We start from the raw sequence: 21,743 nt of genomic DNA on the forward strand, positions 1-21,743 counted from the left end.
CTGGATGCCGTTTTTATTTCCCTAAGATTTTTTATTAGACACTGGTTTAGCGCCTTTCTTCAGATCTAATCCAGATTGCCTACTCAGGCGGTGCTGTTTCCGAAATACGTGATTCAATAGGTTCTTCCGGGAGAAATTCCTTAGGGCTACAATGAAACAATAGCGCGAGTCTATTCAATTGATCATAAGAATACATACTGTCCGAACTTTGCATTTCTATTTGACCAATATAACCCGCAGAGACCTGTATGAGTGCGGCAATCTTAGCTTGACTCATATTCAAATCTTTCCTTTTTTTGCGGACCAGGCTGACAATTTCAAATTCTATAAGTGATTTAGGCATAATAATTTAAAAAATATTTGCTTAGTATTAGCTAAGTAATTATATTTGTTTCACTTAGTTTTTACTAAGTTTTCTACCAATTGCTGTTGATATTCACGATTCAAATGGATATAACAGCAATGAAAACAAAATAAGTTGAACAAGATTCAATAACCAATTATAAATTATGAAAATGCAAACTAGACACTGTTGGCAATGTCAATCTCAAATTCAGGTTCATTGCGTTTTCCAAGTAGTATTGACAAAGAACATCAAATGTTATCGAGAATAAATGGATAAATCTTTAAAAATTAATAGGTTATTGGTCTTCCTTTGCAGCATGTTTTCGCCTTCATGCTGTATGAAATTGATTATGGATGGTGGCCTACCTTATAATTTTTACCGACCCGCTTTTCTATTGAATGATACGATGAAAAGAAATCTGCTATTTTATTCTTGACACGATAAATATAGTATTTTTTCTTTGGTAAGTCAACGATAGCTTTATGTATTTAGACCTCTTGTTTTTACGTAATGAAGGTGGGTCGGTTTTTAATAATAATCATGGATGGTGTCTATGGGAAGATTCGGGGAAGTTGGTATTGGACAAACTTCGTGATAAAATGCTTAATAGGTAGGATAACCAAATTATAACTAATTACAATGAAAACATTACTGCTAGAACGCTTTAAGACTCGTCAGACAAGAGAATTTCAATCCCATAATCGGGAACAGCCGCTCAAGAGTATTTTAAAGATAAAGCCTAGAGAACGCTATTATTCGCAGTTCATCCCATTATTAGAAGATTTGGATTCATACAGTTGTGTAGTCCGCGATGAGCATGCGGATGTGCTCCGAATCTCCTTAGTTAATATGGCAATCTATGAATTTTATCTGTTTGCTTTTGGCCTATCTGGTGCTTTTCCTGTCTCCCGTATTTTTGTATACAATTGCGACCGATGTCACTATGTCCATGATCAGGAATGTGGAGATCTAAGAGTCTGGAAAAAAAACCATCTTTATTGTTATGAACTTACATTGCCGGCAGCAACAGAGAGGGAAGAATATCAACAGAGAATCCTGAACGATCTGAATACTAGATTTCATCTGGAGGTGCGATTAGAAAAAGAACAGGTCGTCTCTGATATTTATTTTAATGAAATGATGGGCTGTCCAGCTGCGACCAGCTGGCACGAACAGACGGTTATGACCATTAAACCTATGGTCATGATGTCGTGATAGGCGCAGTGATGAGACCGAGCTGGGGCTTACTTTTTTCCAAAACAGTTTGCAATTCCACAAGGCGTGCTGCATGATGGAGATGAGATCATATTTTTACCAATTATTATATGAAAGCGTAATCCGCTAGAAAGGCCTGTACGAATTTGTATAGGCCTTTTCTATTTTCTTTCTGCAATCTGTCACCTACCGCTGTCCAGGTAAGTAGATTTGGAAACCAAGTCCTACGCCCAGACCTGAGGCTTTTTCGCCTAAGTTTACATTTGATTTTGTGTAATTATAGCCCACAGTCGCCTCAAGTGCTACTGTTCTTGTGATGAAGTGCGCATAACCGAGATTTGCACCCAAGGCCAACGATGCCCCTTTTCCGACTGAGCTACCCGCGATACCGATATCTCCCTGTCCGAAAAAGCGACCTGACGAAGATGATCCCTCTGGGAAGTAATAGCGTACAAACGGTGCAATACCATAATTCCACTCATTATCATGATCTTTTACAGCTATAAAACCTAAGTTAGCTTGAGCTCCAATAGCGATACCATCCGAGACAAAATAACCAGCTCTTGGTTGTACATTGACATTAAAGGCTTTTCCTTCAAAACTATAACCGAGATTTGCCAAGGAACCACCGACCATCCAGTTACCCTTTTTGATTGGAGCAGTGCCAACATCTGCTGAACTTTGTGGAATAGTTTCGATTCTTTGAGCATTTGCACCAAAAGCTATTCCCCCCATTATTGTAAGTAGTAGTGCTAATTTTTTCATGAGTCTTAAGTTTTTCTATATAATTAACGATTCTTGTTTATTATATAACAGTAAAAGAAAATAAAAGTTTTAATTTCTTTTAGTTTTAACTTACAAATTACCGCTACAGCAATTTCATTCTAATTTTTAACTGTAAAATTTTTAATAGCTAAAAAACTAATATACACGCATTAAAAATAGAAATTTGGTCTATTGACCGTTCATGTGTTACCGGATTTAAAATCTGGGATCAACTTATTGTTTTTGCAGTGCTGTTTGTGCATAAGCGCAACAAGGTGAGCGCTCAACGAATGGTTTTAAGATGGATAATGATCCATTGAAAAATGATTGGATGTTGAAGCAATGATCGGGTTCGCTTCTCTATGATCTTCAATTGAATTTGCTTTGATAAACCCCAATTATAGCCTCACTACCATCTATTTTTTTTACGTATTTTAATCATTTAAAAGCTTTGTGAATCAGCTTGTTGTGTATTTTTGATTACACTGTGTATTGCATACAATTTCAAGATATTTCCTCCTCGTTATTTGCATTTTCAAGTTTTATTTTTCTTATCTTTAGCAGAAACGGAGGTTATTGAGCACCTTATAATTGCTGAAAAATAGTCTCTAAAAATAATAAAATAGGTGTCATGCATCACAGCTCGGCTTTCGCGCTAATTTTATAATATCCAATTATATGATAAAAACCGCAGGTCTTCTTTTTAGAGAAGCGATCAAGAATGAAAAACCATTACAAGTAGTTGGCGCTATCCATGCTAATCATGCGCTATTGGCTCAACAGGCCGGCTTTCAAGCCATTTATTTATCAGGAGGGGGTGTAGCAGCTGGTTCATTAGGAATTCCCGACCTTGGGATCACAACACTGGAAGATGTCTTGGTCGATGTTCAACGGATTACCAATGTATGCCCGCTGCCATTATTGGTTGATATTGATACTGGATTTGGTCCATCGGCATTTAATATAGCGCGGACTATTCAATCCTTGATAAAAGCTGGTGCCGCGGCCGTACATATGGAAGACCAGGTTGGAGCAAAACGTTGTGGCCATCGACCGGGAAAAGAATTGGTGTCAAAAACAGAAATGGTCGATCGTATCAAGGCTGCAGTAGACGCTAGAACGGATCAAACCTTTGTCATTGGTGCCCGCACGGATGCCTTAGCCTCAGAAGGACTGGAGGCCGCACTGGAAAGGGCAGTGGCCTACAAAGAAGCAGGTGCAGATTTTATTTTTGCAGAGGCTGTCCATGAATTGCAGCAATATCAAAGCTTTAGCGATGCTACCCAGCTTCCGATTTTGGCCAACATCACCGAATTTGGTCAAACGCCGCTGTTCACCCGAGAAGAATTATCCCAAGTGGGTGTTTCCATTATTCTATACCCACTTTCTGCTTTTAGAGCTGCAAATAAGGCAGCTGAAAATGTATACCAACATATACGGCAAGATGGTACGCAAGCTGCTGTAATACCCCATATGCAGACGCGGGAAGAACTGTACCGTAGCATTAATTATTACGCATATGAAAATAGATTAGATCAATTGTTCAATAGTAAGCATGATGATAGAAACAAATGAAAAGGGTTTTAAACCCAAGAAAAGCGTGGCATTATCCGGTGTGGAAGCTGGCAATACAGCGTTAAGCACAGTTGGCAAAAGTGGTAACGATTTGCACTACCGCGGTTATGATATTTTGGAACTTGCCGAACAAGCTAGTTTTGAAGAAGTAGCGTATTTGTTGATTTATGGGAGTTTACCGACCAAGGCTCAGCTCACCACTTATCAAGCGCAGTTAATTAGCCAGCGTGGGTTGCCGATTGCGATACAAAAAGTATTAAAACAATTGCCAACTACAGCGCACGCCATGGATGTGCTTCGTACCTATGTTTCCGTATTTGGGAGTATTCAACCCGAAAAAGAGAGTCATCCCATTGCTGGAGCACGTGATATTGCCAATCGTTTGATGGCCTCCATGGCTTCTGCTTTGCTATATTGGTACCACTTTAGCCAGCATGGACGTGAGATCGATGTGGAGACCACGGATGGAACATTAGGTGCACATTTTTTACATCTTTTACATGGAACTCCCCCGCCAGCATCATGGGTCAGGGCGATGCAGGTATCTCTTAATCTCTATGCCGAACATGAGTTTAATGCTTCAACCTTTACCGCACGTGTGATAGCAGGTACTGGGTCAGATCTTTATTCGAGTATTGCTGGAGCTATCGGAGCACTGCGTGGTCCAAAACATGGCGGAGCCAATGAAGTTGCTTTTGAAATACAGAGCCGGTATGCCGATGCTGACGAAGCAGAAGCTGATATTCGAAAACGGTTAGCCAATAAAGAAGTAATCATTGGTTTCGGACATCCTGTTTATACGATCTCTGATCCACGCAATCAAGTGATCAAGCAGATTGCTAAAGAGCTTTCCGAAGAAGCTGGTGATATGACACTTTATGCTATTGCCGAACGTTTGGAATCAGTGATGTGGGAGGAAAAGAAAATGTTTCCAAATCTGGATTGGTATTCGGCGGTTTCCTACCATTTGATGGGCATTCCGACTGAAATGTTTACCCCTTTATTCGTCTTGTCACGGATTACGGGCTGGTCTGCACATGTATTTGAACAGCGACAAGATGGTAAGATCATTCGACCGAGTGCGCACTACATAGGTCCCGAAAATCGACCTTTTGTTCCTCTTTCCGAGCGGTAAAATAGGCGATAGCATCTGAGGATTAGTATGGTAATTTATATATACACTTAATAGTTTTTTTTAATAAAATGGCATCACAAATTTCGAATGACAGACCGCAAGCTGATCAGGTATTAGCTGATATTGCGGATTATGTCCTGCATTATAAAGTCGAAAGTAAAGTGGCATGGAACACCGCATTTTACTGTTTTTTAGATACACTGGGATGTGGCTTTGAAGCGTTGACCTATCCCGCTTGTACCAAATTATTAGGACCTGTTGTACCGGGCACCATAGTCCCTCATGGGGCTAAAGTACCAGGCACTTCCTATCAATTGGATCCGATTCAAGCGGCCTTTAATATCGGTGCTATTATTCGCTGGTTAGACTTTAATGATACCTGGTTAGCTGCCGAGTGGGGACACCCTTCGGATAACTTGGGCGGGATCTTGGCTACGGCAGATTGGTTGAGCCGAACACGGATCGCTAATGGGGAAAAACCATTGAAAACAAAGGCGGTGCTGGAAGCGATGATCATGGCACATGAGATCCAAGGTGTGCTGGCTTTGGAAAATTCTTTTAATAAAGTCGGTTTAGACCATGTTATATTAGTGAAAGTGGCATCTACCGCTGTTGTTGGTAAATTGTTGGGTTTGAGTCGCGAGGAGTTGATCAATGCCATTTCTTTGGCCTTTGTCGATGGGCAGGCATTGCGTACCTATCGTCATGCTCCTAATACAGGGAGCCGAAAATCATGGGCTGCCGGTGATGCGACATCTCGTGCAGTGAAGTTGGCATTAATGGCTCAAACGGGAGAGATGGGATACCCTTCGGTACTTTCAGCACCTGTATGGGGATTTTACGATGTGTCCTTCAAAGGACAAGCTTTCAAATTTCAGCGGCCTTATGGCTCTTATGTCATGGAAAATATCCTATTTAAGATTTCTTTTCCAGCCGAATTTCACTCACAGACAGCAGTTGAAGCAGCGATGCAATTATACGATCAGTTAAAAGCTATCGGAAAAACAGCAGCAGATATTGCCCATATTCAAATTCGTACCCATGAGGCAGCCATACGTATTATTGATAAGAAGGGACCGCTGCACAATCCTGCAGATCGGGATCATTGCATACAATATATGGTCGCAGTACCTTTGTTATTTGGCCGACTGACTGCTGAAGATTATGAAAATCAGGTAGCAGCAGATCAGCGTATCGATATATTGCGCGATAAAATGAGCTGTGTAGAAGATATTCAATTTACGGAAGATTACCATAATCCTGAAAAGAGAGCCATTGCCAATGGACTTACGGTCACGCTCAACGATGGTACCGTGCTCGCGGAGGTTCTGGTTGAATATCCAATAGGCCATCCCCGTCGTCGCGATGAAGGAATTCCTAAACTAATTGAAAAATATAAAATTAATTTAGCCCGTATCTTTGCAGATAAGCAACAAAAACAGATCTTAAAGGCAACATTGGACTACGATACCTTTATTGATATGGATGTCAATCATGTCGTTGATTTGATGATGAAATAAGGTGAGAAGGTTAACAGGTTAGGAGGTTATAGTGTTAGAAAGTTAGGAATTCGCTTTGTTACTGCGTTACTGGTCACTATAGTCACTGCGTTACTAATCACTTTGTTACTGCGTCACTAGTCACTGCGTTATTAGATCACTATCGTCCATAAAAAAGGCCTGCTTATCAAATGAACAAGCAGGCTTTTTTTGAATACATCAGTTTTTGTTTTCAACAGGCCAATTTGACTGTAGTCCTGAGTAAAATTTATAATTTTCTTTTGCTAGCTCCTCCAGAGATTCTGGAATGATCCATTGCTCACCTAAATGTGCAAAAGTTTGACAGTCCTTCACAAATTGCTGAAGGCCTACCTGATCCATATGACCAAATACACCACCCGTCTGTACAGGATATCCTATACCCAGGGTCGCACCAACATCGGCATCTATGGGACGATCCAGTACACCCTCTATTAAGCATCGGTAACTATCGAGTGACATCACGTGCAACAACCTATTTTGTATAGTTTCCAGTTTTGGTAAGGTGTCCAATTTGGGTAGGGTAGCATCCTGCCAGATTGTTTTTTTTCCAGATCCCATATCGTAATCGTAAAAACCCTTACCCGATTTTCGACCATTTCGTCCAGCCTCTACCAGTGTCTCCAAATAATGGTAACACCGTTTTTGGCTAGGGTGCAGTTGTGGCAACTGATCATACACATGTAGCATCAGCGCTAAGGAAATTTCATCAAGTACTGCAAGCGGCCCTACCGCAAATCCTGCATGTTTTGCTTGTTCATCAATCAATGCCGCTGGAATACCCTCTAGCAACATTGTGACAGCTTCCAATAAATAATTAAAAAAAATACGGGAAGTAAAAAATGCGGGACCATCATGGACAATAATCGGAATCTTATCCAGTTTGCGCACGACTTTTAACGCTTTAGCCAAGGTCTCTTCACTCGTTTTTTTTCCTTTAATGACCTCCACTAAAGCCATACGATCTACCGGTGAAAAGAAATGCAGACCAATAAAGTTTTCTGGCTTAGGACTGACCAATGCCAATTCACTGATGGGTAGAGAGGTCGTGTTGGATGCAAAAAATCCTTCCTTGCTCAGGAAAGGAAGTGTTTCAATGCTCACTGCAGCTTTGAGTTTCTTATCTTCAAATACAGCTTCGACAATGAGATCCACTTCACCAAAATTGTCGAGCTGATCTGTAGGATGGATACGGGAAAGGAGTACCTGTCTTTTTTCCTCATCCATTCTTCCCAATTCTACCCATTTAGACGATACTTTCTCAGCATATGCTTTTCCTTGTTCCGCCTGATGAATGGTCACGTCTTTCAAGATGACATCAATACCTGCCCGAGCGGCTTCAAAAGCAATTCCAGATCCCATCATCCCGGCACCCAGCACCGCTATTTTTTTTATGGTGTAGGCACTGTTGTCTACAGGTCCGGAGGAACTGATCGCTTCTTGAACAGCAACATGTTGTGTGCGGATGATACTCCATGTTATTGGATCTTGGAGGACCTTGATATAGTTTTCAATTTCAAGTTCTAGCGCCTCCCTTTTTGAAATTGCTGTACTCTTATCCATTACTTGTAGACAACATGCGATGTTTGGGCTGAGAGCATACCGTTTTCTAATAGGGTCAGCTAGTTGATGCCAAAGCTCTTCGTCCCAGATACTTTTTGTACTTGACTTCGCACGGTTTACAGGATCGAGGATCCATGCTCGCGCAAGCTGTAGTGCAGCGTCTTTATCGGGTGCGATTTCGTCAATAAGTCCTATCGATTTTGCTTGTTCAGCTGTTATGTTATTCCCTTGTGTCAATAAAGACAATGCAGCATCTAACGGGAGTAGATGCGTAGCCAGTACGGTAGCTCCCAATCCTGGAAATAGCCCCAGTTTAATTTCTGGAAACCCCAATTTTACCTGTCCTAAAGCAATGCGATAATGTGCCCAGAGCATCGCCGAAAGTTGAAAGCTTTGACTATCATCCAAGATGATCCCCACGATAGGCTTACCCTGTTCTTGTAGCTGGTTCCAGCTCATAACCAGCTTGGTCAAGCGCTTTTTGACGAGAGATCCTTCTTTTGCTTGGTTCAGCAATGCTTCGTAGTCGATGGCTTGTTGACCAAGGGGGTTGTTGAAGACTATTCCTGTCACCTCTGCATCTTCGATATTTTTTGTCATAACAGCAACAAATTCTTCCAAAAGATCAAGGCATTCCCCTTGATTGGTATCGGCCGTATGAATCGGGCTGATGAATACCATTCCTTTGTCATCTTTTTCGCTCTGGAAATGCATGAAGCTGATATTTTTCACAATGTCCATAATAATCATTTATGTAAAAAATCGATCTAAACGATCGATCTCGAAATTAATTTGAAGCAATAGGCGTGCTAGCTTGTTGTTGATAGTTGACCTTATCAATGGTCATTTTAGCAATGATTTCCAGCATGATCTCAGAAGTACCACCGATAATCGTACCTACGCGAACATCACGGTACAAGCGAGCTATTTTATAATCTTCTGTAAAAGCATATCCGCCAAAAAATTGAAAACATTGGTTCACGACACGAACCGCGAGTTCACTAGCTTGTAGTTTAGCGATTGAACATTCTTTAACCGCATACATTCCCGACTGTTGTAAGTCACAGCATGAATAGATAAAAGCTTTTGTGACCGCTATATCGGCGACCATTTGTGCTACACGATGTCTGACCACTTGAAAATCCTGAATCTTTTGTTTGAAAGCTTCTCTTTTATTGATATACTCCATCGTGTAGGCAAGAGCCGAGTCAGCAGTGGAGATACTATGAATTGCAGCCGTAAGACGTTCCAGTTGCAATCCATCCATTAAGTAACTAAAACCAGCACCTTCTTCCCCAATCAAGTGCGATACCGGCACTTTGACTTGATCAAAACCCAATTCAGCAGTATCCGAAGCGTGCCATCCCATTTTGTTGATTTTGGTAGCGCTCACACCAGCTGCATGGCGATCGATCAAAATTAAACTGATACCCTTACTTCCCTTGCTCGGATCAGTCTTTACCGCGGTGATAAAAAAATCACCATAAAAACCGTTCGTAATAAAAGTCTTAGAACCATTGATAATGTAATGATCTCCCTCACGGATCGCAGTTGTTTTTATTTTTTGCACATCGGATCCCGCCCCTGGTTCAGTGATGGCTACAGCGCTGATCAGATCTCCAGCAATAACCCCTTTTAAATATTTTTCTTTTAATTCTTCAGACGCGTACTTCAATAAGTAAGGAGCCGACATATACTGGATCACCAATGCCGTAATGGTAAATCCTCCAGAAAAACAATGAGAAAGCTCCTCGCACAAAATCATCGAATAATAGAAATCCAAATCAAGTCCGCCATAAGCTTCCGGATAATTGAGTCCTGTGAAGCCCATATCGCCCATTTTTTTCCAAATAGAACGATCGATTTTTCCTTCCTCTTCCCATTGATCGATATGGGGCAGGATTTCTTTGCGGATGAATGCTTTTAAACTTTCGCGGAATACGTGATGCTCAACGGTTAATTGTGTTGCTTGCATATGCTATTAAGTTATATTGGTTATACTTTAATTTGGACTTAGTGTTCCAAATAAGTTTGAAGCTAAATTAAATTAAAAAGATGATCTTTTCATTTATTTGAAGGTTAAAATTTTGTGAAACTGTTTTTAAAACAGGTAGTTCCCTGTTTTTAGCTTGTTTTTAGCCTTTTTTTAGCAATTTTTCAGGTAAAATTAAAATATCTCCTTAAGCTGTTGATTTACTGTTTACTATTTTTGTACCTTTAAACATAACTTTATGATAGAGCTACTCCTAAAAGTTTATGTTTAAGTGTACACCGATCTGTATTCACGCGATGCAGATTTCAGGCTTACACAGGACAAGGTAGTAGCATAGATAACCAAAATAATAAACGATGACTAAAAAAGTATTTATTGTCGCTGCACAGCGTACAGCAATCGGAAGCTTTGGGGGAGGACTATCCACCTTGAGCTCAACAGAGCTGGGCGCTTATGCTGTGACTGCTGTTTTGCAACAGGCCACTGTTGATGGAACAGAAGTCGATGAAGTGTTAATGGGCTGTGTTTTGCAGGCTGATCTGGGACAGGCCCCAGCACGGCAGGTGGCGAAATATGCCAGTCTACCTGATCATATTCCCGCAACTACCATTAATAAGGTTTGTGCAAGTGGCATGAAGGCGGTGGCATTGGGTGCGCAAGCTATTTTATTAGGCGATGCCGAAACGGTATTGGCAGGAGGTATGGAAAGCATGAGCCGGGTTCCTTATTATGTACCTGCTGCACGTTGGGGAGCGAAGTATGGAAATCAAACTTTGGTCGATGGTGTACAGCGAGATGGACTCAGTGATGCTTATTCTCAAGATGCCATGGGTGTTTTTGGCGAATTGTGTGCCGCTAAATATGGCGTTAATCGAGAAGAACAAGATGCATATGCCGTCTCTTCTTATATCCGAAGCCGTGATGCATGGCAGCAAGGAAAGTTTGATAAAGAAGTGACCCCCGTTACTATATCCACGCGCAAAGGTGAGCAGATTGTAAAACAGGATGAAGAATTCACACAAGTTAATTTTGATAAAATATATACCTTAAAACCAGCTTTTCAGAAAGAAGGAACCATCACGGCTGCCAATGCCTCCACATTAAGTGATGGTGCCGCAGCATTATTGTTGATGTCAGGCGAAAAAATGGAAGAACTCGGTTTAAAGCCTTTAGCTGAAATTATAGCCTATGCGGATGCAGAGCAAGAACCCGAATGGTTTACCACAACACCAAGTCTGGCAGTGAAAAAAGTACTACAGAAAGCCAATCTGACTTTGGACGATATCGATTTCTTTGAATTCAATGAAGCATTCTCCGTTGTGGCATTGGCAAATGCACGGATACTGGATATTTCCTTGGAAAAAATAAACGTTTACGGTGGAGCAGTTTCATTAGGACATCCCTTAGGCTGTTCAGGTGCACGAATTCTAGTAACCTTAACAAGTGTGCTGCAACAAGAAGGTGGACAATATGGATTAGCAGCGATATGTAATGGTGGCGGAGGAGCATCTGCCATGATTCTTAAAACATGTGAGTAGTCTTGCGGAAGTGGGTTTTTAATGACCGATTATCTATGTATAATGGATAATCGGTCTTTTTGTTTGATATGGTTTATGGATCAAAAATGAACTTTAATGGCGTGCAATTCATGGGTGATGAAAAAATAAAATAATAAAAAAATTGCTTTTTAAATTTTCCTTTCTATATTAGTGTATTAATTAAATAATACAGTAGTATGATAACTATTAAAAACCTAAATTTCAGCTACAGCAAAACGCGACCATTATTTAAAAATATGGACTTAACATTGAAAGAAGGACATATTTATGGTTTGTTGGGGAAAAATGGAGCAGGCAAGTCAACCTTACTTAAGAATATGGCCGGTTTGGTCTATCCTGTCAGTGGTACGATTGAAGTGTTACATTATAATCCCTGCCATCGCGAACCTGCTCTGCTTCAGGAAATCAGTTTTATTCCTGAGGAATTTCATTTACCTGCAGTGAAATCCGCCACTTTTGTAAAGGCGAATGCCGTCTTTTACCCCAAATTTGATCATCAGTATTTTCAGCAGCTGATCCACGAGTTTGAGATTCCGATCGAACAAAAGTTGGCCAACATGAGCTATGGGCAGAAGAAAAAATACATTATATCATTTGGTTTGGCTTCCAATACCAAAATCATGATTATGGATGAACCGACCAATGGACTGGATATTCCTTCAAAAGTACAATTTCGTAAGATTATGGCTTCAGCGATATCGGACGAACGCTGTGTTATTATTTCAACCCACCAGGTACGTGATCTTGACAACCTGATCGATGCGGTTATCCTACTGGATGAACATCGTGTGGTCTTGAATGCAGATGTGAATATCATTACAGATCGGATCAGTTTCAAAAAAGTGCGGGAGTTAAGTGACGATGTGCTCTATTCAGAACCCGCAATAGGGGGCTATAATACGATAGAGCTGAATACATTGGGCGACGATTCTAAATTAGATCTCGAACTCTTGTTTAATGCCGTTTTACAGAAAAAAGAATTGATTACAAACCTTTTAAACGTTACAGAAGATGTCGAACGTATTTAATTTTAATCGCTTATGTGCATTGATCCGCCGGCAATGGATTGCTGTGGGTAAAATCTATATGATGTCGATAGTGATCATTGCTGGAATCTTTATTGCTTTTTATGGATTTAGTATCAGTATGAGTTATGAAGATTTGAAAACTAATCCACAGCTGATGGCTAGCGTTTTGACTTTTAGACAACCTTTATTTTATCTTTTAGGATTGTTTTTTGTTACGATCATATCGAGCAGTTATTTTTCTGATTTGGGACAGAAGACTAAGGCTATTTTTGAATTGATGATTCCGGCTTCGCAGGTAGAAAAATTTCTTTCCGCATTATTTTATACTATTGTTGTCAGTATTTCGGCTTATATCTTACTCTTCTTTTTAGTCGATCTAGCATTTGTATCTTATTTGAAAAGTTTTGGAACCTATACCATAACTGAAACTTTACTATCGGGGGAGAAAGTGACACGTGAAAACCTAACCTATTTCTTTGAATTGAAAAAATGGGACTTCCTGCATTATTTTTACTTTTTACCTATTTTGTTAAACGGAATATTCTTACTGGGATCTATCGCTTATCAAAATTATCAATACATTAAAACAGCCATTACTATGATCGTGTATGTCGCCATTTGGATGATCACATTTGTTTATGTGATGAAACTAACCACGAATAATACAATTGGACTCGAGAACGGTAATTATTTTCAAGATGAAGTTCATGTATTTCAGCTCTTCTTCGGAATAGGAATTATTTTATCATTGATATTTTTAAGTTTAGCATTTTTGAAATTAAAGGAAAAGGAGGTTTAAGATGGATTTTAATGCTAATAAAGCCATTTATCTCCAGATAGCAGCGTATGTATGTGATCATATTCTGCTGGGGACTTGGAAAGTGGAGGATAAGCTGCCTTCGGTACGTGAACTTGCCGTACAATTGGAAGTAAATCCAAATACCGTGATGCGCACTTATGATCTGCTGCAACAAAAAGAAATTGTTGTCAATAAACGAGGAGTTGGATTTTTTGTGACCGGTACATCGGTAGAAAATGTAAAGGCATATCGCAAAGCCGTTTTTTTAGAAGAAGATCTCAATCCGTTTTTTAGAAATATCTATTTATTGGAAATTAGTTTAGATGAACTCAAGCAACGGTATCAATCTTTTATCGAACAAAATTTTAAAAATAACGAATTATGAAACTGAGTAGTAAAATATTGATAGGCTTGGGGATAGCATTATTTATTATTCCTATAGTCACCACTTCTTATATTGTTGGCCATAATCGAGTGGACACAAAAGTGTACGAGGATATTCTTCGTCAAGAGGGAACCGATCCCAATACAAAAGATACGTATCTCAAAACAGTTAAAGGAAATGATTTTAAAAAGATCAGCATTACGGGAAATGATAGTTTAAACTATGTTATATCTATAAAATTATTTATTGTTAAAAGTGATAAGTATGCTGTTAAAATTGCAAAATCCGATGCCGAACGGTTAACAATATCATCTAATGATCATGCCGAGTTAAATATAAAATTTCATAATTCTGATAATTTAATTAATGTTCCCATCTATATTTTCACACCAAATCTACAAGAGATAGATATAAAAGATTTGATGGTTAATGAGTTTTCGACCAAGCAGGATGAATTAACGATCGTAGGAAACCATGTTTCAGGATTTATCATCAATGATGGAACAGAAATCAATAATTTTAATTTTATACTAAAACATTCCGAATTTGCAATCAATAATGGACAGCAAAATCAACAAGTTTCATCAAGTTTAAAACACTTATATGTTGATTTAGATAGTTCCAATGTTAATTTTGCAAAACAAAATTATGAAAGTGTCCAAATTAAAGCTAAAGATTCACAGGTTTATTTTACTGGTGAAAATGAGGGAAGGTATTTGAAAAATATGAATTTAGAGACTTTTGGGACCAATACGATTGGTTTCAGTGATTATCAAATTGGGGCTTTAACCGGAAAACTTTCAGATGAAACGAAAACAGATTTTACACTTTCTACCTTGCGCAAATTTTTAAAATAACCATTTAAACAAGGCTCTTATTAAACTAGAATCGCTCTTCAATTTAAATTGAAGAGCGATTCTTATATCCCATCAAACTATTTTGTACTTTTAACAGTAACCTCCGCCGCTTGATAGGTTTCAGGTTCTGCCTTATAAATTTTAAACTTTACTTCATAACCTTCCGGAGCATAAATGACGATTGGCATTCTACCATTATATTCCGTCATCACCGATGGAGCTTGCACAAAAGTATTCTTTTTTTCACCTTGACATAGCATTTTAGTCATCCCAACATTCCCATCTGTTTTGAATACATAGTAATGATATCCCCAACCCTCCAAATCTTTCTTCTCAAATTCTCCTGCGAGAAAATAACTATTGCACGCATCCGTCTCCACATATTTACCCGCAAAAAACTCAATTTTTTTATTGTTATCAGCAGCTATTCCAGCATGAGGCACTTCGATAACATATTTGACCATGCCTTTTTCTGGAGCAGGAAACACATGAGTGTCCTGTTTAAGTAATGTTTGCGCCATAGCAGATATAGATATCAATAAAGTAGCAACGACCATTCCTGTTTTTAACATTAACTTTTTCATATCTCTCGTTTTTTATCCTGTTTATTATAGAGGATTGGAATGATAATTAAGCTATAGGTTTAATCAATACCCGCTTATTTTTATCTTGAAAGACTATTTATCTCTTGATTGTAACGTTATTCGCTTGGTAAATAAGTTGTTGCTTGGTTTTTATGATGAAATAATTTTTTTTAGATCAGTGCACACCGTCAGGTGTACCTTTTGATTTGACAATGGTTACTGGGGCAGATAGCTCGCTTTGACCGTAATATTTGCTGTCTTCTTTCTAGAGGTGGTATTGAAGGCTCCTCCATATGAAAATTCCTCATTATCGTTTTGACCGGTGATCTGAAATACGCCAAGATCAGCCTTCACTAATTGTCCCAAAGAAGAAGCCGATTCTGCTGCAATATTTGCAGCACGCTGATGGGCATTTTTAGAAGCTTGAGAAATAAGTTCCAGTTTTAAATCTTCTAACTTAGAATAATAGTAATTGGGAGTGCTGGAGCTTAATTCCAATCCCTGCGAGATCAAGGTAGAGATTTCACGAGATGCATTGTCAACCTTATTAAGATCACGTGACTCAACACCAACGGTCTGCGACAAGGTATAACCTGAAAACGTATTATAACTCGTTCCCTTACCATCCGTATGGTATTCAAAGTCCTTAATGATATTAACCGCTTCAAATCTAATCTCTTCGGATTTCAGTCCTTGAGCGATCAAAAATTTACGTACTAATTCCCGATCTTCAGCAAGCTGATCAGAGGCGATTTTTAGATCAAAATTTTTGCGACTATAACTTGCGTTCCATTTTACTAAATCAGACTCAAAATCTTTCTTTGCGTTTCCGTTTACGGTGATCGTTTGCGATGACTTAAATTTATAGCGATAGGCGTTGCTAAAAAGACATGCCGCAACAATAATGACAATACCTGCAATGAGGGCAATGATGATTGGATTGTATTTCATAATCAGCTATTCTAATAAGGTTATTTGTACTTATACAGATTACATATGTAGCAATCATGATACCAAAAAAACTGCTAAATTTGAATTTAAATAGATAATTTGCAGTTTTTGAATTAGAGTATTAATATAAGTGATAAATAATGAATAAAAAAATCATTCTTATAGGATTGTTTGCAATGCATGGGACAGCATTATTAGCCCAAAAGAAACCACTGGATCATACCGTCTATGATAGTTGGCAAAGTTTGAGTGCCAGTGAAATAAGTGTAAGTGGTCAATACATATCATTTCAGGTTATCCCTCAAGAAGGGGATGGCAATTTCTATGTAAAAGATAATTTAAATAAAGCCGTATTTTCCTTACCGCGAGGCTATAATGCCCGTCTAACGCGCGATGAAAAACATATCATTTCATTAATAAAGCCTAAGTTTGTCGATACACGCCAGGCAAAGATCAAGAAAAAGAAGGCAGAAGATATGCCGAAAGATTCTCTTGCTGTGTATGCGATAGCAACAGGAAAACTGACCAAGTACGCGGATGTTAAATCATACAAACTGGCAGAAGAGGCTAGTGGATATTTCAGTTTTTTGACTGACGGAAAAACAACTGCACCTGCAGATACAACCGCGTCAAAGACTAAAAAAACAACTAAGATCAGTACTTTACATCTTTTTGATTTAGCGACGGGTGATACCCTTAATTTTCAGCAGGTCGATCAGTACGATTTTAATAAGGCAGGAGATAAACTTGTTTTTACCAAAAAAGCAGAAGCAAAAGACTCAACTTCCAATATCGCGGGCGTTTATTTATATGATCTGACGAATAAAACCCTTAAAAAGATCACAAATGGTCGTGGTACGTATAAGAACTTTACTTTTGATGACTTCGGAAATCAATTGGCCTATTTAGGCGATAGAAGTGCAGAAAAATCGTTGGTCAAGGATTTTAATCTCTATTATTATACCGCCCAATTGGATACAGCACGTATTGCTGTTCAAAAAAATACCACAGGAGTACCTGCGAATTGGGCTGTAAGTGGCGACGGAGATTTAAAATTCAGTAAAAATGGTCAAAAGCTATTTTTAGGTTTGGCTCCTATACCACGTGTCAGAGACACCACATTAGTTGATTTTGAGCATGCGAAAGTAGATGTCTGGCATTGGCAGGACGACTACCTGCAGCCGCAGCAATTGGTAAACTTAAAAAAAGATCTTGCACAAAGTTATTTAAGTGTATTTTATCCGCAGCAGGGAAACCGAGTTATCCCTTTAGTAGATGACAAATTCAATCCAGTACGGACAACCGTTGAAGCAGATCAAGAGTATGTGTTGGCAACCACGGATTTTGGTAGAAGAGTCCAAACACAGTGGGATTATCGCAGCAAGCAAGATGTATATGTCGTGTCAACTGTTTCAGGAGCTCGTCAATTGGTCGCTGAAAACTTATCTGGACAGGCGGTTTTATCTCCTGATGCACAGTATGTACTTTACTTCAACCAAGACAATGGCAATTGGTACTCCTATCAGATTGCTTCAAAGAAAGTCATCGTATTAAATGATGGTCTTCCAGTATCTTTTGTCGATGAAGATAACGATATGCCGGCCAAACCTAGCGGTTATGGTATGGCTGCGTGGGGAGCTAACGGCAAAGGGGTATATCTCTACGATAAATTTGATATCTGGTATTTTGCCTTAGATGGATCTGATAAATATCTGGCGACAAACGGATACGGTCGTGCATCAAGTACAGTATTGCGTTATAAGAATTTGGACCATACGCAAACTAGTAAATGGAAATCAAACACACTCGATGAGCGTCAACGTGTGATTCTGACTGCTTTTAACGAAAAAACGAAGGAAAACGGATTTTATGAAATGCGTGGAAAACGTAAAGATCCGAAAGTGATCATGATGGCACCTCACGTTTTTAGAAACCTTCAAGCATCTGACGACCAAAAGCAATTCATCTATACAAAAGAAGATTATGTTCATAGTCCTGATTTATATGTGAATAACAATACCTTTAAAAAGGAAGAGCAATTGACAGCGTTAAATCCGCAACAGGCCAATTACAATTGGGGAACAGCAGAGTTGGTACAATGGTCGACACCAGCAGGTCATCAAGCAGAAGGAATTCTGTATAAACCCGAAGATTTTGATCCCAACAAGAAATACCCTGTTATTGCTTATTTCTACGAAAAGTTAACAGACGGCTTGTACAATTATCAAGCCCCTGCACCGACACCATCTCGTTTGAATATCCCATATTTCGTGAGCAATGGGTATTTGGTTTTTGCACCAGATATTTCTTATGTAACAGGACAACCGGGGAAATCAGCTGAAGAATATATCAATTCGGGTATGAAGCATCTGGCACAGAATAGCTGGGTTGATTCTTCCAAATTGGGTATTCAAGGACAAAGTTGGGGAGGCTATCAGGTGGCGCATCTCATCACGGCAACAGATATGTATGCTGCAGCATGGGCAGGTGCACCAGTTGTAAATATGACCTCAGCTTATGGCGGTATCCGTTGGCAAACCGGTATGTCAAGACAATTTCAGTATGAAAATACGCAAAGTAGAATAGGTAAAACGTTGTGGGAAGCCCAAGATGCTTACTTGGCCAATTCACCGCTTTTCCATCTAGATAAAGTCAAAACGCCAGTCGTTATTATGGCAAATGATAATGATGGAGCAGTGCCATGGTACCAAGGTATAGAAATGTTTACGGCTTTGCGTCGTTTACAGAAACCGGTTTGGATGTTAAATTACAACGGTGATGAACATAATTTGTTGTTAAGACAGAATCGAAAAGATATCCAAATACGAGAGCAACAGTTTTTTGATCATTATTTGAAAGGTGCTCCTGCACCAAAATGGTTGAAGTCAGGAATTCCTGCCAAAGAAAAAGGAATAGATTGGGGATTTTCCGTAGATTAATATTAAAAAAGAGCTTATTTGTTACAAATAAGCTCTTTTTTTTATCGCTTATTTTATTTGTTGAAGGTTTTTAATAAAAAAATCAAAAAAAATTTCAATTTTTATTGAAAACAACATATTTTTACAAAGTAATTTGATGAAAAATCAAAACAAGGGTATTAAAAACTTAAAATCTGAATCATATAATGTCTAACTTAAGATTTCAATCTGTTGAAGCAGCTGCATCACGCAAAAACGCTTCTCTAAAAGTAGAAACAAAAAAAGCAACCGAAATTTACGGCAAGAATGTTTTTTCAATAGCGAAGATGAAAGAATATCTTCCTAAAAACTCCTACAAAGAGTTAGCACAAGCTATAGAGGAAGGATCTGCAATTTCTCGTGATTTGGCAGAGCATATTTCACAAGCCATGAAAAGCTGGTCACTATCTAATGGTGCTACACATTATACCCACTGGTTCCAACCGTTGACAGGATCTACAGCTGAGAAGCACGATGCTTTCTTCGAGCCGGATGATAATGGTGAGGCTATTGAGAAATTCACGGCCGATGCTCTGGTACAACAAGAGCCTGATGCGTCAAGTTTTCCAAATGGAGGTATCCGTAACACATTCGAAGCACGCGGTTACACGGCTTGGGACAGTTCATCACCCGCTTTTCTTTATGAGACAGGTTCAGGTAAGACATTATGTATTCCCACAGTTTTTGTATCCTATACAGGAGAAGCACTGGATTACAAAGCACCATTGTTAAAAGCTGTAAGTGCTATTGACAAAGCTTCTACAGATGTTGCACAATACTTTGATAAACAAATTACGAAAGTAAATGCTTCTTTAGGTATTGAGCAAGAGTATTTTTTAGTAGATCTTTCTTTATATAATGCACGTCCAGATTTACAATTGACAGGCCGTACCTTATTTGGTCACATGTCTGCCAAAGGACAACAATTAGATGATCATTATTTCGGAGCGATTCCAGAACGTGTCTTAGCGTTTATGGTAGATTTGGAAAATGAAGCCTTAAAATTAGGGATTCCATTAAAAACGCGTCACAATGAGGTAGCGCCATCTCAGTTTGAGTGTGCACCGATGTACGAAGAGATGAATCTTGCCATCGATCATAACCAATTATTACAAAATCTGATGGACCAAGTTGCATTGCGTCATCACTTTAAAGTATTATTGCATGAGAAGCCTTATAGCGGTGTCAATGGATCAGGTAAACACAACAACTGGTCATTAATTACCAACACAGGTGTTAATTTATTATCCCCAGGTAAAACTCCTAAGACCAACTTGATGTTTTTGACCTTCTTTGTCAATATCATCAAAGCCGTATATGAGCATGCTGACTTACTACGTGCTTCTATTGCAAGTGCAAGTAATGATCACCGTTTAGGTGCCAATGAGGCTCCTCCAGCTATTATCTCGATCTTCTTAGGATCACAGTTGGATGATCTTTTAGAAGAGGTAGAATCAGCTCGTGTGGCTAAGAAAGTAAAATCTGAAGCTAACTTATGGCACGGTATTCCTAAAGTTCCTGAATTGAGATTGGACAATACAGATCGTAACCGTACATCACCATTCGCATTCACAGGTAACAAATTTGAGTTTAGAGCAGTAGGTTCTTCAGCAAACTCAGCATTGCCAATGACCGTTTTAAATGTTATTGTAGCCAATCAATTGATTGAATTCAAAACCGAAGTTGACAAACAAATTAAAAAAGGAATCAAGAAAGATTTAGCTTTACTTAATGTTGTTCGCAAATACATCAAAGATTCAAAATCAATCCGTTTCGAAGGTAATGGCTATAGCGAAGAGTGGGAGAAAGAAGCAGAAGCAAGAGGTCTGTCTAATATCAAATCTACTCCTAAAGCATTAGACGTTTACGTTAAAGAAGAGACGATTCAATTATTTGAAAGACTAGGTATCTATACCAAACGCGAGAGTGAAGCACGTCACGAAATTTTGTTGGAAAACTTCTATAAAAAACTGCAGATCGAAGCACGTGTTATTGAAGAAATCGTTAACAATCAAATCGCACCTGCATGTTTGATTTACCAAAATGAATTGATCAAAAATGTTCAAGGCTTGAAAGACCTAGGTCTAGGTAAAGAAGCATATAGCTCACAATGGAATTTCTTAGAGCGTATCTCTTTACATGTAAACACGGTTCTTGAAAAAGCGGAAGCGATGCGTAAAGAGCGTAAAAAAGCAAATCAGATCGAAGATATGCGTGAGAAATCAATCGCTTATGATGAGATCGTGAAGCCTTATTTTGATGATATCCGTTACCATGTCAACAAATTGGAGAAAATTGTTGATGACCAAAAATGGCCATTACCAAAATTGCGCGAATTATTATTCATTAGCTAATCTCACTATTAAATAAACAAAGAAAAGCGATTCCGTCTGGAGTCGCTTTTCTTGTTTTTGAACATTTTGTAACAATCTCCTGTATTGTCATATTAATTTCATTTTATTGTAGGTTATGATCGCATCATTTCTTACATTT

At 38.9% G+C, this 21,743-nt stretch carries 17 protein-coding genes; 11 read left to right on the forward strand and 6 right to left on the reverse strand.

From position 1 onward, the window contains the following. Positions 1 to 79: 79 nt before the first annotated feature. A complete protein-coding gene (locus AC06G9_RS05760) occupies positions 80 to 343 on the reverse strand; it encodes a helix-turn-helix domain-containing protein (protein ID WP_293927956.1) in 264 nt (87 codons plus the stop codon). Between the two features lie 642 nt (positions 344 to 985). On the opposite strand from AC06G9_RS05760, the gene AC06G9_RS05765 reads away from it, so the two are divergent. Then, positions 986 to 1,561 (forward strand): hypothetical protein, encoded by a 576-nt coding sequence (locus AC06G9_RS05765; protein WP_293927953.1) that lies wholly within the window; start codon positions 986 to 988, stop codon positions 1,559 to 1,561. A 186-nt stretch (positions 1,562 to 1,747) separates the two neighbouring features. On the opposite strand, the gene AC06G9_RS05770 is transcribed toward AC06G9_RS05765, so the two are convergent. After that, positions 1,748 to 2,326, reverse strand: a complete 579-nt coding sequence (locus AC06G9_RS05770; RefSeq protein ID WP_248754430.1) for a hypothetical protein — start codon at positions 2,324 to 2,326, stop codon at positions 1,748 to 1,750. 678 nt (positions 2,327 to 3,004) lie between these two features. Here AC06G9_RS05770 and prpB point away from each other — a divergent pair. The 3 genes from prpB (at position 3,005) to AC06G9_RS05785 (ending at position 6,556) form a co-directional block, all read left to right on the forward strand. Further along, a complete protein-coding gene (gene prpB / locus AC06G9_RS05775; protein ID WP_293927950.1) occupies positions 3,005 to 3,901 on the forward strand; it encodes a methylisocitrate lyase in 897 nt (298 codons plus the stop codon). Then, positions 3,882 to 5,036 (forward strand): bifunctional 2-methylcitrate synthase/citrate synthase, encoded by a 1,155-nt coding sequence (prpC, locus tag AC06G9_RS05780; RefSeq protein WP_293927947.1) that lies wholly within the window; start codon positions 3,882 to 3,884, stop codon positions 5,034 to 5,036. The genes prpB and prpC overlap by 20 nt, the downstream gene beginning before the upstream one ends. Before the next feature lie 68 nt (positions 5,037 to 5,104). Further along, the gene (locus AC06G9_RS05785; protein ID WP_480957668.1) at positions 5,105 to 6,556 is read left to right on the forward strand and encodes a bifunctional 2-methylcitrate dehydratase/aconitate hydratase; all 1,452 of its coding nucleotides are present in this window, start codon (positions 5,105 to 5,107) and stop codon (positions 6,554 to 6,556) included. Between the two features lie 198 nt (positions 6,557 to 6,754). Here AC06G9_RS05785 and AC06G9_RS05790 read toward each other — a convergent pair whose 3' ends face one another. Both AC06G9_RS05790 and AC06G9_RS05795 read right to left on the reverse strand, forming a co-directional pair. Further along, positions 6,755 to 8,878 (reverse strand): 3-hydroxyacyl-CoA dehydrogenase NAD-binding domain-containing protein, encoded by a 2,124-nt coding sequence (locus AC06G9_RS05790; protein ID WP_480957669.1) that lies wholly within the window; start codon positions 8,876 to 8,878, stop codon positions 6,755 to 6,757. A 46-nt stretch (positions 8,879 to 8,924) separates the two neighbouring features. Then, positions 8,925 to 10,112 (reverse strand): acyl-CoA dehydrogenase family protein, encoded by a 1,188-nt coding sequence (locus AC06G9_RS05795; RefSeq protein ID WP_346570413.1) that lies wholly within the window; start codon positions 10,110 to 10,112, stop codon positions 8,925 to 8,927. Between the two features lie 374 nt (positions 10,113 to 10,486). Here AC06G9_RS05795 and AC06G9_RS05800 point away from each other — a divergent pair, with 374 nt between their 5' ends. The 5 genes from AC06G9_RS05800 (at position 10,487) to AC06G9_RS05820 (ending at position 14,758) form a co-directional block, all read left to right on the forward strand. Then, a complete protein-coding gene (locus tag AC06G9_RS05800; protein ID WP_480957670.1) occupies positions 10,487 to 11,668 on the forward strand; it encodes a thiolase family protein in 1,182 nt (393 codons plus the stop codon). Between the two features lie 257 nt (positions 11,669 to 11,925). After that, positions 11,926 to 12,717 carry an ABC transporter ATP-binding protein gene (locus tag AC06G9_RS05805; RefSeq protein ID WP_260946385.1) on the forward strand — a complete coding sequence of 264 codons (792 nt, stop codon included), beginning with the start codon at positions 11,926 to 11,928 and terminating at the stop codon, positions 12,715 to 12,717. Beyond that, the gene (locus tag AC06G9_RS05810) at positions 12,701 to 13,516 is read left to right on the forward strand and encodes a hypothetical protein (protein ID WP_045755741.1); all 816 of its coding nucleotides are present in this window, start codon (positions 12,701 to 12,703) and stop codon (positions 13,514 to 13,516) included. Before AC06G9_RS05805 ends, AC06G9_RS05810 begins: the two co-directional genes overlap by 17 nt. A 1-nt stretch (position 13,517) precedes the next feature. Further along, positions 13,518 to 13,901: a GntR family transcriptional regulator gene (locus AC06G9_RS05815; protein ID WP_045755740.1), complete on the forward strand. Its 384-nt coding sequence runs from the start codon at positions 13,518 to 13,520 to the stop codon at positions 13,899 to 13,901. Then, positions 13,898 to 14,758: a hypothetical protein gene (locus AC06G9_RS05820; protein ID WP_045755739.1), complete on the forward strand. Its 861-nt coding sequence runs from the start codon at positions 13,898 to 13,900 to the stop codon at positions 14,756 to 14,758. Before AC06G9_RS05815 ends, AC06G9_RS05820 begins: the two co-directional genes overlap by 4 nt. Before the next feature lie 77 nt (positions 14,759 to 14,835). On the opposite strand, the gene AC06G9_RS05825 is transcribed toward AC06G9_RS05820, so the two are convergent. Both AC06G9_RS05825 and AC06G9_RS05830 read right to left on the reverse strand, forming a co-directional pair. Next, positions 14,836 to 15,342, reverse strand: coding sequence for an ecotin family protein (locus AC06G9_RS05825; protein ID WP_248754419.1), 507 nt, complete (start codon positions 15,340 to 15,342; stop codon positions 14,836 to 14,838). Positions 15,343 to 15,558: 216 nt separating this feature from the next. Continuing rightward, a complete protein-coding gene (locus AC06G9_RS05830; protein WP_045755737.1) occupies positions 15,559 to 16,293 on the reverse strand; it encodes an SIMPL domain-containing protein in 735 nt (244 codons plus the stop codon). Between the two features lie 140 nt (positions 16,294 to 16,433). Here AC06G9_RS05830 and AC06G9_RS05835 point away from each other — a divergent pair, with 140 nt between their 5' ends. Further along, positions 16,434 to 19,232, forward strand: a complete 2,799-nt coding sequence (locus AC06G9_RS05835; RefSeq protein ID WP_293927925.1) for an alpha/beta hydrolase family protein — start codon at positions 16,434 to 16,436, stop codon at positions 19,230 to 19,232. 185 nt (positions 19,233 to 19,417) lie between these two features. Continuing rightward, positions 19,418 to 21,604, forward strand: coding sequence for a glutamine synthetase III family protein (locus AC06G9_RS05840; RefSeq protein WP_094772772.1), 2,187 nt, complete (start codon positions 19,418 to 19,420; stop codon positions 21,602 to 21,604). Positions 21,605 to 21,743: the final 139 nt, after the last annotated feature.

The sequence above is a fragment of the Sphingobacterium sp. MAE genome, from assembly GCF_056711605.1.